14 protein-coding genes are annotated in these 14,658 nt (G+C 70.2%); 2 read left to right on the forward strand and 12 right to left on the reverse strand.

The window, feature by feature from the left end; translation table 11 throughout:
• Positions 1-52: 52 nt before the first annotated feature.
• Entirely contained in the window at positions 53-967 is a 915-nt protein-coding gene (locus E1181_RS10235) for a 5'-3' exonuclease (RefSeq protein WP_132673799.1), read from the forward strand.
• A gap of 63 nt (positions 968-1,030) precedes the next feature.
• Here the strand turns inward: E1181_RS10235 and E1181_RS10240 are convergent, their stop codons facing one another.
• From E1181_RS10240 to E1181_RS10280, 9 genes are all read right to left on the reverse strand, one after another.
• A complete protein-coding gene (locus E1181_RS10240; protein ID WP_132673749.1) occupies positions 1,031-2,218 on the reverse strand; it encodes a GNAT family N-acetyltransferase in 1,188 nt (395 codons plus the stop codon).
• A 41-nt stretch (positions 2,219-2,259) separates the two neighbouring features.
• The gene (locus E1181_RS10245) at positions 2,260-2,766 is read right to left on the reverse strand and encodes a DUF4333 domain-containing protein (RefSeq protein WP_235876664.1); all 507 of its coding nucleotides are present in this window, start codon (positions 2,764-2,766) and stop codon (positions 2,260-2,262) included.
• A gap of 124 nt (positions 2,767-2,890) precedes the next feature.
• Entirely contained in the window at positions 2,891-5,701 is a 2,811-nt protein-coding gene (locus E1181_RS10250; RefSeq protein WP_132673751.1) for a DEAD/DEAH box helicase, read from the reverse strand.
• A 229-nt stretch (positions 5,702-5,930) separates the two neighbouring features.
• A complete protein-coding gene (locus E1181_RS10255; protein ID WP_132673752.1) occupies positions 5,931-6,824 on the reverse strand; it encodes a diacylglycerol/lipid kinase family protein in 894 nt (297 codons plus the stop codon).
• A gap of 59 nt (positions 6,825-6,883) precedes the next feature.
• The gene (gene tatC / locus E1181_RS10260; RefSeq protein ID WP_132673753.1) at positions 6,884-7,753 is read right to left on the reverse strand and encodes a twin-arginine translocase subunit TatC; all 870 of its coding nucleotides are present in this window, start codon (positions 7,751-7,753) and stop codon (positions 6,884-6,886) included.
• Positions 7,754-7,857: 104 nt separating this feature from the next.
• Positions 7,858-8,130, reverse strand: a complete 273-nt coding sequence (tatA, locus tag E1181_RS10265; protein WP_093417273.1) for a Sec-independent protein translocase subunit TatA — start codon at positions 8,128-8,130, stop codon at positions 7,858-7,860.
• 86 nt (positions 8,131-8,216) lie between these two features.
• Positions 8,217-8,417 carry a bacteriophage holin gene (locus tag E1181_RS10270; protein ID WP_132673754.1) on the reverse strand — a complete coding sequence of 67 codons (201 nt, stop codon included), beginning with the start codon at positions 8,415-8,417 and terminating at the stop codon, positions 8,217-8,219.
• A 19-nt stretch (positions 8,418-8,436) separates the two neighbouring features.
• Positions 8,437-9,405 carry a helix-turn-helix transcriptional regulator gene (locus tag E1181_RS10275; protein ID WP_132673755.1) on the reverse strand — a complete coding sequence of 323 codons (969 nt, stop codon included), beginning with the start codon at positions 9,403-9,405 and terminating at the stop codon, positions 8,437-8,439.
• The gene (locus E1181_RS10280) at positions 9,402-10,379 is read right to left on the reverse strand and encodes a helix-turn-helix transcriptional regulator (RefSeq protein ID WP_132673756.1); all 978 of its coding nucleotides are present in this window, start codon (positions 10,377-10,379) and stop codon (positions 9,402-9,404) included. Before E1181_RS10280 ends, E1181_RS10275 begins: the two co-directional genes overlap by 4 nt.
• Before the next feature lie 156 nt (positions 10,380-10,535).
• On the opposite strand from E1181_RS10280, the gene E1181_RS10285 reads away from it, so the two are divergent.
• On the forward strand, positions 10,536-11,231 hold the full coding sequence (locus E1181_RS10285) for an SDR family oxidoreductase (RefSeq protein ID WP_132673757.1): 696 nt from the start codon (positions 10,536-10,538) through the stop codon (positions 11,229-11,231).
• 73 nt (positions 11,232-11,304) lie between these two features.
• Here E1181_RS10285 and pafA read toward each other — a convergent pair whose 3' ends face one another.
• The 3 genes from pafA to prcB all read right to left on the reverse strand — a co-directional run bounded on the left by pafA (position 11,305) and on the right by prcB (position 14,551).
• Positions 11,305-12,663, reverse strand: coding sequence for a Pup--protein ligase (gene pafA, locus E1181_RS10290; RefSeq protein ID WP_132673758.1), 1,359 nt, complete (start codon positions 12,661-12,663; stop codon positions 11,305-11,307).
• A 240-nt stretch (positions 12,664-12,903) separates the two neighbouring features.
• Positions 12,904-13,647 (reverse strand): proteasome subunit alpha, encoded by a 744-nt coding sequence (gene prcA / locus E1181_RS10295; protein WP_132673759.1) that lies wholly within the window; start codon positions 13,645-13,647, stop codon positions 12,904-12,906.
• A gap of 58 nt (positions 13,648-13,705) precedes the next feature.
• Positions 13,706-14,551 (reverse strand): proteasome subunit beta, encoded by an 846-nt coding sequence (prcB, locus tag E1181_RS10300; protein ID WP_132673800.1) that lies wholly within the window; start codon positions 14,549-14,551, stop codon positions 13,706-13,708.
• Positions 14,552-14,658: the final 107 nt, after the last annotated feature.

Here is a 14,658-nt window from a genome sequence, read left to right on the forward strand (position 1 = left end):
GGCGCGTGGTGCGGGCCGGACATGACAAGCTGGTCGCGTGACCGGACCTCTCATGCTCGTCGATTCGGCCGGGTTGTGGTTTCGCTCGTTCTACGCGCTGCCCGACTCGCTGACCGCCCCTGATGGCACGCCGGTGAACTCGGTGCGCGGCTTCTGCGACATGCTGGCGAAGCTGATCACCGATCGCCGGCCGTCCCGGCTGGTGGCCTGTTTGGACAACGATTGGCGCCCGCAGTTCCGGGTCGACGCGCTGCCGTCGTACAAGACGCACCGGGTGGCCGTGGAAGACCCGGAGGCGGAAGAGGTGCCCGACACGCTCTCGCCGCAGATCCCGGTGATCCTGGAGGTCCTCGACGCCGCGGGCATCACCACCGCCGAGGCGGAGGGTTTCGAGGCCGACGACGTCATCGGCGCGCTGGCCGACCGCGAGCGCACCGACCCGGTGGAGGTCGTCACCGGCGACCGGGACCTGTTCCAGCTGGTCCGCGCCGAGCCGCAGGTGCGGGTGATCTACATCGGCGCGGGCCTGGCCAAGGCCCAGGACTTCGGCACCCGTGAACTCGCCGAGAAGTACGCGCTGTCCGAGGAGCGGGCGGGTGCGGACTACGCGGAGATGGCGGTGCTGCGCGGAGACCCCTCCGACGGGCTGCCCGGCGTGGCGGGCATCGGCGAGAAGACCGCGGCGAAGCTGATCACCCAGTTCGGGTCCCTCGACGACCTGCTGCGGGCGGCCGCCGAAGGCGACGCCCGGCTGACCTCGCGGATCCGCACCAAGCTCAGCGAGTCCGCCGAGTACCTGGCGGCGGCCCCGGCCGTGGTCAACGTGGTCAGGAACGCGCCGGTCGTCATGGACCGCGAGTCCGACACCATGCCCGCCGAGCCGGACCTCGACCGGCTGCGCGCGCTCCAATCCACCTGGGGCCTCGGAGCCAGCATCGACCGCCTCATCGCCGCCCTCGAACAGTAGGCACCACAGGGGGTTTGACCAGCGCGGTGGGGAATCCTCACCGATCGAACCCGGTTGCACCCACTAGAAGCCGGTGCCGCACCACGGTGGCCGCTGCAGCGGGAACAGCAGGTCGGCGTTGGTCAACGCCTGCGGATCGTGGACCTGGACGAGTCCGGCCGTGGCGAGGGCCGAGGCCGTCTGATCGCCCAGGTAGAGCGCCGGCATGGCCGCCGCGTCCAGCGTCAGCTGCGGAGCGCCGTCGCAGGTCGTGACCCCGTCCGGGCTGATGCGGTAGCAGCCGGTGTTGGCAGGCCGGAACTCGTCGACGACCTCCAGGACCACCGGCTCCCCGCGACCGTAGGTGCGGGCCCGCAGGGCGGCGCGGACGTCGACGAGACGGACCCACAGGTCGTCGCTCACCCCCGTGGTGCGGCAGGCGCGGCGGTCGGTCAGCCACCACTCGACCGGCTCGTCCACCGGGCGTTCGAAGCCCGCGACGGTCGTCACGAGGTCGATGTCGAGCAGGAAGCGCCACAACTCGATCGCCGCGACGTCGTTGGCCGCCACCAGGTCCCACACGTCCACAGTGGAGGACTCCCCGCGCGGCTGGTACACGACGAAGCCGTCGTCCGTCCCGGAATCGTCGGCGTGCACCGCGACCGCCTGGCTCTTGTTCATCACGGCGCTCCGGCCCGGCCACCACCCGTCGGGGCGGTAAATCCAGCCCGCGCGGTCCCGCGCGCACTTCGGGTACAGGGCGGGCATCAGCTGCGCAGCCTGCTCCTGCGAGACCAGGCGGACCCGGCCGCCGCGCGGGACCGAGCGGCGCATCCGCGCCCGCGAGCGGTCGACCTCCACGTTCCGGACCCTGCTGGCGACGCCGTAGCCGAAGCGCTCGTAGATCCCGGCCTCGCTGGCGTGCAGCATCGCCACGACCTCACCGCGCCGGGCGGCGTCGTCGAGCTGGAACCGCATCATCCCGGTCAGCAGTCCGCGCCGGGTCGAATCGGCTCGCACCGCCACCCCGGTCACCGCCGCCGCGGGCAGCTCGGCACCACCGGGAACCGTCAGGGAACTGGCCATCGACAGGGCCGTGCCCGCCAGCTCGCCGTCGAGGAACGCGCCGAGCACCCGGCCCGGTTCCATGCGCTGCGAGCTCGACGCCCACTGCTCGTCATCGGCCAGCGGGAACAGCAGCGCCCGCCGGAACAGCTCGTTGGCATCGCGGTACTCGGACTCGGACAGCACCCGGACTTCGGTTTCACCCACGTCGGCGATCGTCTCCGACCCCGACCGCGCAGTCCACCGATTTACTTCGGGTGCCCGACCTCGTAGACGCCCTCGTCGTTCTTGACCGTGACCGTGACGACCTTGTCGGCGCTGTTGATCCGCACCTGGCAGTCGAACTGGTGCCGGACCTCCACCGGCTCACCGTCCGGGCAGGTCACCGCACCGACGCCGGCGATGTTGTAGGAGCCCTTGAGCGTCTGCGTGACGCCCTTCTCCACGCTGGCCGCGTCGAACACCGAGCGCACGAAGAACCCGGGAGCGACGAAACCCAGCACCAGCACCGCGGCGAGCACCACGAGCACGCCCGAGCCGCCGAGGATCCACGGCAGCATCGACCGCTTCTGCTTCTGCGGCACCTGCGGGAAGCCGAATCCGCTCGGCGACGGGTAGTACGGCTGCGGCTGGCCGTACCCGTAGCCGTAGGGCTGCTGCGCGTACTGGGGCTGCTGGATCGGCTGCTGCTGCACCGGTTGCGCGGGGTAGGGCTGACCCGCGTAGCCACCCGGCTGCGGATGGCCCGGCTGCATCCCAGGCCCCTGCGGTTGCCCCCACTGGGGGTAACCCCCTGGCGGGCCGTAGGGGGACGACATCTACACCTCCGGATGACTTCAGCTGGCGCGGCCGACTGCCAGTGATCCAACCACAGCCGGGTCACACACCACCGGCGGCCACCACGCCCCGGCGGATCGCGGTCACGGCCTTCGCCGCCGAGGCACCGACCTGCTCCTTGGTGCCCACCACGTCGCGGATCTGGTCCAGCAGGTCGATCACCTGGCGGCACCAGCGCACGAAGTCGCCTGCCGAAAGCTCGTTACCGGCGGACTCGGCGGCGGTGAGCACCTTCTCCAACGACTCGCCGCGCGCCCACCGGAACACCGGCCAGGCGAACCCCGCGTCGGGCTCGCGGGTGCGGTCGAGCTTGTGACGACGCTCGTCGTCCTCCAGTTCCGCCCACAACTGCCAGGTCGAGGTCAGCGCGTCGGTGATCGGCCCGGCCGGGACCTGCGGCGCAGGCCCCTCCCGCCGCGACTCGTAGACCAGCGAGGACACCACTGCCGCCAGCTCGGCCGGGCCGAGCCCCTTCCAGGTCCCCACCCGCAGGCACTCGGCGGCCAGCAGATCGGACTCGCTGTAGAGCCTGGACAGCCGCCGACCGTGCTCGGTGACCTGCCCCGCCTGCGTCTCCACCTCGTCCTCGTCGTCACCGGGCTTGCCGTCCGGGGCGGGCAGGTAGTCGCGCTCGGTCAGCAGCGCCACGATCCGGTCGAACGAGCGGGCCAGCGAGTGCGTGGTGCTGTTGACCTTGCGACGCAGGTTCTCGTTCTCGCCGCGCAACCGCTCGTAGCGCTCCGCCCAGCGGGCGTGCGCCTCCCGCTCGTCGCAGCCGTGGCACGGGTGCGCCTTCAACGCCCGCCGCAGGCTCGCCAGCTCGGCATCGTCGGTGGCGTCCGAGCGCTTCCGGCCGCGCCCGCCCGAGGAGCTCAACCCCGTGCTGCGCAGCGACGACGCCAGGTCCCGGCGCGACTTCGGCGAGCGGGTGTCGACGTGCTTGGGCAGCTTGAGCTTGCCCAGCGCCTCCACCGGCGAGGTGAAGTCGGCGACCGACAGGCGGCCCGACCAGCGATCCTCGGTCACCACCAGCGGACGCGGCTCGCCCATCGGCTCCAGACCGGGGTCGATCACCACCGCCAGCCCGGACCGGCGCCCGGCGGGCACCGAGATCACATCGCCCTTGCGCAGCTTCTCCAGCGACTTGGCCGCCTCGGCGCGCCGCGACTGCCGGTTCTGCCTGGCCAGCGCCTTCTCCCGTTCGGAGATCCGGCGCCGGAGGTCGAAGTACTCGGCGAAGTCGCCCAGGTGGCACTCCATCGCCTCGGTGTAGCCCGTCAGGGCCTCGGCGTTGCGATCGACCCGGCGCGAGAGGCCCACCACCGATCGGTCGGCCTGGAACTGCGCGAACGACTGCTCCAGCAGGTCCCGGGCCGAGTCCTGGCCGACGCGCTGCACCAGGTTGACCGCCATGTTGTAGCCGGGCCGGAACGACGAGCGCAGCGGGTAGGTGCGCGTCGAGGCCAGACCCGCCACCTGCTTGGGGTCAACGCCCGGCTGCCAGACCACCACCGCGTGGCCCTCGATGTCGATGCCGCGCCGCCCGGCACGGCCGGTGAGCTGCGTGTACTCGCCGGGGCTGAGGTCCACGTGCGACTCGCCGTTGAACTTCACCAGGCGTTCCAGCACGACCGTGCGGGCGGGCATGTTGATGCCCAGCGCCAGCGTCTCGGTCGCGAACACGGCCTTGACCAGGCCGCGCACGAACAGCTCCTCGACGGTCTCCTTGAACGCCGGCAGCAGCCCGGCGTGGTGCGCGGCCACGCCCCGCTCCAACGCCTCCCGCCACTCCCAGAAGCCGAGGACGCCCAGGTCGGCGTCGGGCAGGTTCCTGGTCCGCTCGTCGATGACCTCGCGGATCTCCTCGACCTCGGACTCGGCGGTCAGGCGCAACCCGGCCCGCACGCACTGCGCCACCGCCTGATCGCAGCCGTTGCGGCTGAAGATGAACACGATCGCCGGCAGCAGCCCCGCGGCGTCGAGGCTGGTCAGCATCTCCAGCCGGGACGGCGGCGAGAACCGGGGCGGACGCGGCCCCTTGCGCTTGTTCGGCGGACCACCGCGGCGGCCCCCGTAGGGCATGTGGGTGCGCGCCAGCTGCTGGGTGTGCCGCAGCAGCTGCGGGTTCATCGTCAGCTCGTGATCATCGGTCTCACCGCCGAACAGGTCGAACATCCGCGGCCCGACCTGCATGTGCTGCCACAGCGGCACCGGCCGGTGCTCGTCCACCACGACCGTGGTCTCCCCGCGCACCTCCTGCAGCCACTCGCCGAACTCCTCGGCGTTGCTGACCGTCGCGGACAGGCTCGCGAGCTGCACGTAGTCCGGCAGGTGCAGGATCACTTCCTCCCACACCGCACCCCGGAACCGGTCGGCCAGGTAGTGGACCTCGTCCATCACCACGTAGCCGAGCTGGTCCAGCCCGCGCGAACCGGCGTAGAGCATGTTGCGCAGCACCTCGGTGGTCATCACGACCACCTGCGCGTCGCCGTTGATCGAGGTGTCGCCGGTCAGCAGACCCACCGCGTCGTTGCCGTACCGCTCGCACAGGTCGGCGAACTTCTGGTTGGACAACGCCTTGATCGGCGTGGTGTAGAAGCAGCGGCGCCCCTCCGACAGCGCCAGGTGCACGGCGAACTCGCCCACCACGGTCTTGCCCGCACCGGTCGGCGCGCACACCAGCACGCTCCTCCCGGCCTCCAGCGCCTGACATCCGGTGAGCTGGAAGGGGTCTAGTTCGAAGGACAGCTCCGCGATGAACTCGGCCAGTTTCGGATGGGCACTGCGGCGGGAATGCGCCGCGTACGCGTCGGCCGGCGGGAGCTTGGTCGGGTTGGAACGGCTGGCAGCCACGTACCAAGGTTTTCACATCACCCCGACCGGTGTCTCACAACGCTCGCTCCGGAGTCCCCTGCGAGCCGCGATGCCGCTAGCCGCCGGACACCACCGCCGCCCGCACCGCGCCGCCATCCCGCCTGGCGAGAGCACCGCGACGTCGCCATCGACGTGCTCGAAGCGCGGCGCGCGGCCTCCAGGAGGCCTCTCACCAGCACCGCCGGGCAAGGCGCGGTGAGCCGGATGTTCACAGGTGCTTTGCGCCACACGCCACGCTGAGCGCACCTGGCGTGCAGCGGATCGTCAGGGGCAACCGGGCCTGGGGTTCGCCGTCGGCGTAGGCCAGCCAGCCGTTCTCCCCGCCCAGGCGGACCGACTTCGCCCGCAGCGTCGTCACCGCCGGGTGGTCGACGTGGCGTCCGGTGCGCAGCCTCGGCAGGATCCGCACCAGCTCCCGGCGCGGTACCCGGCCGACCACGGTCACGTCGAACAGACCGTCGTCGTCCAGCGCGTCGGGGCAGATCGGGATGCCGCCGCCGTACCACCCGGTGTTGCCCACCGCGATAAGCGTGGCCTCGACGTCGAGGACTCCGCGCTCGGTCTCCAACCGCACCGGCCTGGCCCGCAGCCCCAGCAGCTCCCGCAGCAGCGCGAAGTCGTAGCGGCGTTGACCGCGCGGCCAGCGCATCCGGTTCGCCCTGGCGTTGACCTTCGCGTCGAACCCGGCGCACAGCACCGTCGCGAACCACCCGGTTCCCGCGATCTTGCCGAGGTCGATGCGCCGCCGCGCACCAGCGGAGATGGCCTTGGCCGCGGCGCGCGCGGCCGCCACCGGCTCGCGCGGGATGCCCAGGCTCCGGGCGAGGTCGTTGCCGGTGCCCGCGGGGATGATCGCCAGCGAGGTCGACGACTCGGCGCACGCCTGCACGGCCAGGTGCGCGATGCCGTCACCGCCGACCACGGTCAGCACGTCGGCCTGGTCCTCCACCGCGCGCCGCACGGCGGATTCGGTGCCGGACGTGCCGGTGGCGATGACCGTCCGCACCTCGCACACAGCACGAAGGTGGTCGGTGAGTTCACCGACCACCTTCGCGGAAAGACCACCACCGGCCGCGGGGTTGATCACCAGGACGCAACGCATGAGGATGCATCTAATCCCACTTGCGTCCCCGTTGGCCAGGGTTCGACGGGTTGTGACCGTCAGGTGATGTCGTCGTGCTTCTGCGGTGCCGACGGTGTCGTGTCCAGCTTGGACGCGAACGGATCGACCTCGGACGCCTCGTCGAGGCCAACACCGGTCAGGCCCTCGGCCTCCATCTTCTTGGCCTTGCGCCGGTCGTGCGAACGGCAGATCAGCGCAGCGAACAAGAACAGCAGCGACAGCGCCGCCGACAGCGCCAGCATCGAGAAGGGGTCCTGCCCGGGCGTGGCGATCGCGGCGAACACGAACAGCGCGAACACCAGCCCCCGCCACCACCTGCGCAGCTTCTCGTAGGTGACGACACCGGCGCGGTTGAGCATCACCAGGATCAGCGGGAGCTCGAAGCTCACGCCGAAGATCACCAGCAGCAGCAGCATGAAGTTGATGTACTTGCCACCGGTGAGCGCGGTGAAGAACGCCTCGCCGCCGAAGCCCGCCATGAAGCTCAGCGCCTCGGGAACGATGAAGTACGCCAGGACCGCGCCCGCGACGAACAGGATCGTCGCGAAGAACACGAAGGTCCGGGCGAACTTGCGCTCCTTGGTGTAGAGACCAGGCGTGATGAACGCCCACAGCTGGTACAGCCACACCGGGCTGAACAGGATCGCGCCGACCGACAGACCCACCTTCATGCGCAGCATGAAGATCTCGAAGGGCTCGGTCTGCAACAGCTGGCAGGTCCCGTTCGGGCTGAGCCGCTGCTCCATGGGGAGCGCGCAGTACGGCCCGAGCAAGATGTCACCGAGCGTCGGCCAGCCGAACGGCGCGGTGGAAAACCAGATGAACCCGAGGATGGCTCCGATGACCACTGCCGTCATCGCCACCCCGAGCCGGTAACGCAGCTCGAAGAGGTGATCGATGATCGTCATGGTGCCGTCGGGGTTGTGCCTGCGTCCCCACCGACGGCGATCATTGCGGAACGGGTTCAGGCGACGCAGTGGACTGTCACCCACTTCGCTAGCCCCGTCCTCAGTCAGTTCTTCTGTTCGTTCTGCTGCTTGTCCTCGACCGGCGAGGTCGCCGGCGGAGTGCTCGGCTCACCGGCCGTCAGCTCCGGCTTCTGCTCCTTCTCCGACTGAGCCTTCTTCGCAGCCTCTTCGTCGGCCTTCATGCCTCGCGCCTCAGCCTTGAACACCCGAGCGGACTGCCCCAGAGAACGGGCCATCTGCGGGAGCTTGGTGGCGCCGAAGAGCAGCACCAGAACCAAGACGATGAGGACCAGCTCCCAGCCACCTGGCAAACCCATCCGTACACAACCTTTCGTGATGTCCCTGCTAGGCGCCAATGGTACGCGGGGCAGGGGTCGGCAAATAGGGCCGTTTCTGCTTCTCGTCAACCGCGGCGGCGCTGCGAGAGCGCCACCTTGAGGCCCGCCGCACGCGCTTTGACCATTCCGCTGCGGTCGGCGAGATCGTGGGCCGCCCCCCGCTGCACGCGCCGAAAGCGACGCACCTCCATCAAGGTCCTGACCAGCAGGAACACCAGCAGGACGAGGCCTACGGCCAGCAGCACGAGAGTCCACACGAACGGCACGCTGTTCACCGTATCGGGCTCAGGTGGACGGAAGGTGACGGGTCCGCCTCAACGCGGCATGGGCTCGTTGACGCACGTCACCCCCCAGCTCCTCGGGGCTGAGCACCGTCACCTGGCCGCCGAGGCCGAGCAGCAGCCTGGTCATCCACGCGCTGTCGGCGTAGCGCATCCGCACCCGGGCCCGGCCGCCGGGGAGCTCTTCGACCTCGTCGACCTGGTAGTACTCGGCGACCCACCGGGCGTCCGGCTCCAGTTCGATCTCGGCCACCCGCTGGTCGGGCGCGGGCTGGAACAGACCTGCGGAAACATCCGTCGGCTCGGCTTCGGACGGCGGCTCGGCGGGCTCGTCGAGCCGCTGAGCCGCATCGATGCGGTCCAGCCGGAACATCCGGACGCCGTGCGCGCTGCGGCACCAGGCCTCCAGGTAGCTGCGGCCGTCGACCAGCAGCAACCGCATCGGGTCGACCGTTCGCTCGCTGATCTCGTCGCGCGATGCCGTGTAGTAACGGATGCGCAACGCTTTGCCGCCGGTGACGGCGGATTGGACCGTTCGGCGCACCTCCGAGTCGACCGACTCCTCCGCGCCGAGGCCGATCACCACCCCGGAGGGGCGGGCTTGACCGACCGCGTTCTCCACCTTCGCCAACGTGCGCTGCACCGCGTCGGAGTCGGGAACGCCCGGGGTGTCGGCGAGCGCCCGCAGCGCCACCAGCAGCGACGTCGCCTCGGAGGCGGTCAGCCGCAGCGGTCGCCGCATGCCGGCGTCGTAGGTGACGGTGATCGAGTCGCTGTCGAAGGACAGGTCGATCAGATCGCCGGGCCCGTAGCCGGGCAGCCCGCACATCCACAGCAGCTCCAGGTCCTTGCGCAGCTGCTGCGGGGTGACGCCGAAGTCGGTGGCGGCGTCGGCGATGGGGATGCCGGGGCGGCTGAGCAGGTAGGGAACCAGGGCCAGCAGCCTGGGCAGGCGTTGCGTCGCGCTGGTCATCGCCGTCCCTCCCCCGCCGCGTCCAGGTGGATCTCGTTGACCGCTTTGCGCAGGGTGTCCGGCTGCAGGACGGCGACGTCGGGCCCGTACCCGGCGAGCCAGCTCGCCGCGGACTCCGGGTACTTCACGTCCAGCTCCAGCACCTCGCCGGGGTCGCCGTCGAGCTCCCTGCGCTCGACGACCTTGCCGATGCGCCGCACGCCGTGCGCGCGGCCGTCGGCGACCCACACGCGGGACGGCGTCGGCGGCGGTGGCTCCCGCTGCTCGCCCGCGACCATCCGCAGCAGGTCGACCTCCTGCGGCCGCTGCACGACCCCGCTCTTGCCGACGGCGCTGACCGGTCCCTGGATGCGGGAGAGCCGGAAGCAGCGCGGCGCCTGCCGGTCGCGGTCGTGGCCGACGACGTACCAGCGTCCGCGCCAGGACACCACGCCCCACGGCTCGACGGTGCGGTGCCGGACCTCGGCGCTGCTGGGGCGCCGGTAGTCGAACTCCACGACGCGGCCGGACTGCACCGCCGAGTGCAGCGTGCCGAATGCGGGTTCGCTGGTGCGCACCTTCGGTTCGACCGCGGCCGAGGCGCGTTCGTCGACGTCGACGCCGGCGGCGCGGAGCTTGAGCAGCGCGCCCTGAGCGGCGGAGGTGAACTCCGGGGAGTCCCACAGCCGGACGGCCAGCGCGACGGCGGCGGCTTCGTCGGGTTCGAGGTCGATGTCGCCGAGCTCGTAGTCGCGCCGGGCGATGCGGTACCCGTCGGCGCTGTCGAAGGCCGAGTTGCGGCCGGTTTCCAGCGGGATCCCCAGGTCTCGCAGCTCGGCCTTGTCCCGCTCGAAGGTCCGGAAGAACGCCTCGTCGGAGGGTGCGTCGGCATACCCCGCGACGATATGACGGATCCGCTCTGCGGTGAGGTACTGACGGGTCGACAGCAGGCAGAGCACCAAGTTCACCAAGCGTTCAGCACGCACAGTGGCCACTCCGAAACTCTAGCGCCAAAGTATTCGATCATGAGTTCGGGTATCGGCGTGTCTTCGCAGAACACCCATTCGATCGACGATCGGTTTCGACCGGCACTGAACTCATCGTTGATGCGAAAGCCGTTCACGATGCGTTCGCGTTCCTACCCTGAGGCCATGCCTGCTCTGATGATCACCGGTGCCTCGCGCGGCATCGGCGCCGCCACCGCCCGCCTCGCCGCCGCCCAGGGCTACCGGCTGGCCCTGCTGGCACGCGACACCGACGCCCTGTCCGACCTGGTCGAGGAACTGGGTTCGGACACCGCCGTGGCGCTGCCCTGCGACGTCACCGACCACACCAGCCTGACCGACGCCGTCGCCACGACCGAGCAGCGCTACGGCGGTGTGGACGCCGTGCTGGCCAACGCCGGGATGAGCGTGCCGACCTCGTTCCTCGGCAACGACGGCGCCGAACCCGAGCAGTGGCGCGACATGGTGCTCACCAACGTCTATGGCGCGGCGATCACCGCCCGCGCCGCCCTGCCCGCGCTGGTGCGCAGCAGGGGCCACCTCGTGCTCACCGGCTCCAACGCCGGTCGCGGGATCCGCCCGGGCAACCTCTACTCGGCCACCAAGTGGGCGGTCACCGGCATGGCGCAGAACATCCGGGCGGAGTGCGTGGGCACCGGGGTCAGGGTCACCCTCGTGCAACCGGGCATGGTCGAAACGGACATGACCGCGGACCGGACGGACATCCCGAAGCTGGTCCCGGAGGACATCGCCCGGGGCATCCTCTACGCCCTGGCGCAGCCGGCAACGGTTGACGTCAACGAGCTGACGATCCGCCCGACCGGCCAAGCGCCCCACAGCTGAAGCCGGGAGCGGCGCTGCGGCGGGCACAGCCCCGGCCACAGCGCCGCCCGGCTCGTCCGGGGGTCGAACGGCCCTACAGCGAGTTGATCAGCCGCTCGACCCGCTCGTCGACCGCCCGGAACGGGTCCTTGCACAGCACGGTCCGCTGGGCCTGATCGTTGAGCTTGAGGTGCACCCAGTCGACGGTGAAGTCCCGCCCCGCGGCCTGAGCAGCGGCGATGAAGTCACCGCGCAGCTTGGCGCGGGTGCTCTGCGGCGGGGTGTCCTTGGCGGCCTCGATCTCGCCGTCCTCGGTCGCCCGATCCACCAGGTCCTTGCGCTGCAGCATGTCGAACAGCCCGCGCCCGCGCCGGATGTCGTGGTAGGCGAGGTCGAGCTGCGCGATGCGCGGGCTGGACAGCTCCAGACCGTGCTTGTTGCGGTAGCGCTCCAGCAGGCGGAGCTTGATCGCCCAGTCGACCTCGCGGTCGATCAGCGAGTAGTCCTCCTGCTCGACGGCGTCGAGGGTGCGGCCCCACAGCTCCAGGATGCGCTCGGACATCGGGTCCGAGCCGCGCCGCGCGACGTGGTCGACGGCCCGGCTGTGGTACTCGCGCTGGATGTCCAGCGCCGAGGCCTCCCGGCCGCCCGCCAGCCGCACCGTGCGGCGCCCGGTGAGGTCGTGGCTGATCTCGCGGATCGCCCGGATCGGGTTGTCCAGGCTGAAGTCCCGGAACTGCACGCCCTGCTCGACCATCTCCAGCACCAGGTTGGCCGCCCCGACCTTGAGCAGGGTGGTCACCTCGGACATGTTGGAATCGCCGACGATGACGTGCAGCCGCCGGTAGCGCTCGGCGTCGGCGTGCGGCTCGTCGCGGGTGTTGATGATCGGCCGGGACCGGGTGGTGGCGCTGGAGACGCCCTCCCAGATGTGCTCGGCGCGCTGGGACAGGCAGTACACGGCTCCGCGCGGGGTCTGCAGGACCTTCCCGGCACCGCAGATGAGCTGGCGCGTCACCAGGAACGGCAACAGCACGTCGGCGATGCGGGAGAACTCGCCGGAACGTCCGACCAGGTAGTTCTCGTGGCAGCCGTAGGAGTTGCCCGCTGAGTCGGTGTTGTTCTTGAACAGGAAGATGTCCCCGCCGATGCCCTCGTCGGAGAGCCGGCGTTCGGCATCGATGAGCAGGTCTTCGAGGATGCGCTCGCCGGCCTTGTCGTGCGTGACCAGCTGCGTGAGGTCGTCGCACTCGGCCGTGGCGTACTCGGGGTGGGAACCCACGTCGAGGTAGAGGCGGGCACCGTTGCGCAGGAAGACGTTCGACGACCTTCCCCACGACACGACCCGCCGGAACAGGTACCTGGCCACCTCGTCCGGGGACAGTCTGCGCTGCCCGTGGAACGTGCAGGTGACCCCGAACTCGGTTTCGATGCCGAAGATCCGCCTCTGCATGTCTCCACACTAGGCGCAAAACCGCCCTCGCGGCGGTCCGCCGTTCGGGCAACTGTCGAAATGAGTTCGGCTGATTTTGGTAGCAGGCCGTCACTCACCCCGGTGCGCACGCACCCGCACGGAGCAGCCGGAATCGCCGTACAGCCGTACGATTTCCCGGGATGTGGGCCGCTCGTCCCACCGCGAACGACATCGCTCCCGCACCCGAGGCGGGTGCGGGAGCGATGAGCTCTCGGCGGGTCACTTGCCGGGCGGGGTTTCCTCGCCGTCCTCGGACTTGTCGGAGTCCTCAGTCGACGCCGGCAGCAGGGCCGTCAGCGCGGCGCCCTGGATGCGGCGGAACGTCCGGTTGGGACGGGCGCGGTCGAGGACCGCGACCTCCAGGGCCTTGGTGCCCAGTTCCCGCGCGGAGTCCCCACTGGACGAAAGTCCCTTGACGGCGACCCGGATGGCGTCGCCCAATTCCATTCCATCGCTGAAGGAATCCTTCAGCGAGCTGGTGATGGTGTCCGCCTGACCGCCCATCACCACGTACTGCGGCTCGTCCACGATGGACCCGTCGTAGGTGAGCCGGTACAGCTGGTCGGATTCGGCGGTCGCGCCGACCTCCGCCACGCAGATCTCGACCTCGAACGGCTTGATCTGCTCGGTGAAGATCGCGCCCAGGTGCTGGGCGTAGGTGTTGGCCAGCGACCGCCCGGTCACGTCACGCCGGTCGTAGGAGTAACCGCGCACGTCGGCGATGCGCACGCCGGCGACCCGCAGCGCCTCGAACTCGCTGTAGCGGCCCACCGCGGCGAATCCGATGCGGTCGTAGATCTCGGAGACCTTGTGCAAGGTCGGAGACGGGTTCTCGGCGACGAACAGCACCCCACCGGCGTACTTGAGCACCACCACGCTGCGGCCCCGGGCGATGCCCTTGCGGGCCAGCTCGGAACGCTCCCGCATCAACTGCTCGGGGGAGGTGTAGAACGGCATCGTCACGGCTTCTGCACTCCTGAATCTGCTCGCTGTGGCAGGCGGGATCGTGGGACGGCGCTGGTCAGCCGCCCGGGTTCTCCAGGCGTCCGTTGACCACGGCGGTGGCGATCTCGGAGGTCTGCTCCTCGGTCAGCCGCACCGCGCCCTCGGCCGCGGTGATGGTGATGACCGACGGGTAGATCCGCCGGGACACGTCCGGGCCGCCGGTGGCGCTGTCGTCGTCCGCCGCGTCGTAGAGCGCCTCCACCGCGGCGCGCGCGGCGGTGTCCAGGTCGGCATCCGGGTCGAAGCGCTTCTTCAGCGCCGACTTGGCGAACTGCGAGCCGGAACCGACCGCGTGGTAGCCGCCAGCCTCGTTGTAGCGACCGCCGACGACGTCGTAGGACACGATCCGACCTGCGCGGTCGGGGTCTTCGGCGTCGGTGTCGTAACCGGCGAACAGCGGCACGACCGCCAGCCCCTGCATGGCCGCGGACAGGTTGCCCCGCAGCATCGTGGCCAGCTTGTTGGACTTGCCGTCCAGCGACAGCGAGATGCCTTCGAGCTTCTCGTAGTGCTCCAGCTCGACCGCGTAGAGCTTCACGAGTTCCTGCGCGACACCGGCCGTTCCGGCGATGCCCACCGCCGAATAGGCGTCGGTGACGAAGAGCTTCTCCATGTCCCGCTGCGCGATGACGTTGCCCATCGTCGCCCGGCGGTCACCCGCCAGCAGCACGCCGCCGCGGAAGGTCACCGCGACGATGGTGGTGCCGTGCGGCGCCTGCACCGTGCCCTCGGGGGCCTTGCGCCCGCCCGGCAGCAGTTCTGGTGCGGCGGCTCGGAGGAAGTCGGTGAACGACGAGGATCCGGGGGTCAAGTAGGCGGCGGGAAGCGCCTGCCCGGGGAACTGGGCCGAGCTCTGGTCCATCAGCGACATCGTCTCCGTTCTCACAGGACTCCTGCGACAGGATGCACTTTAGTCATGATCGAGTGCGCAGCGAGCGGCACCGGGCCGGTGTTTCTCCGGCCCGGTGA

This window comes from Saccharopolyspora terrae, from assembly GCF_004348435.1.
Taxonomy (GTDB): Bacteria; Actinomycetota; Actinomycetes; order Mycobacteriales; family Pseudonocardiaceae; genus Saccharopolyspora; species Saccharopolyspora endophytica.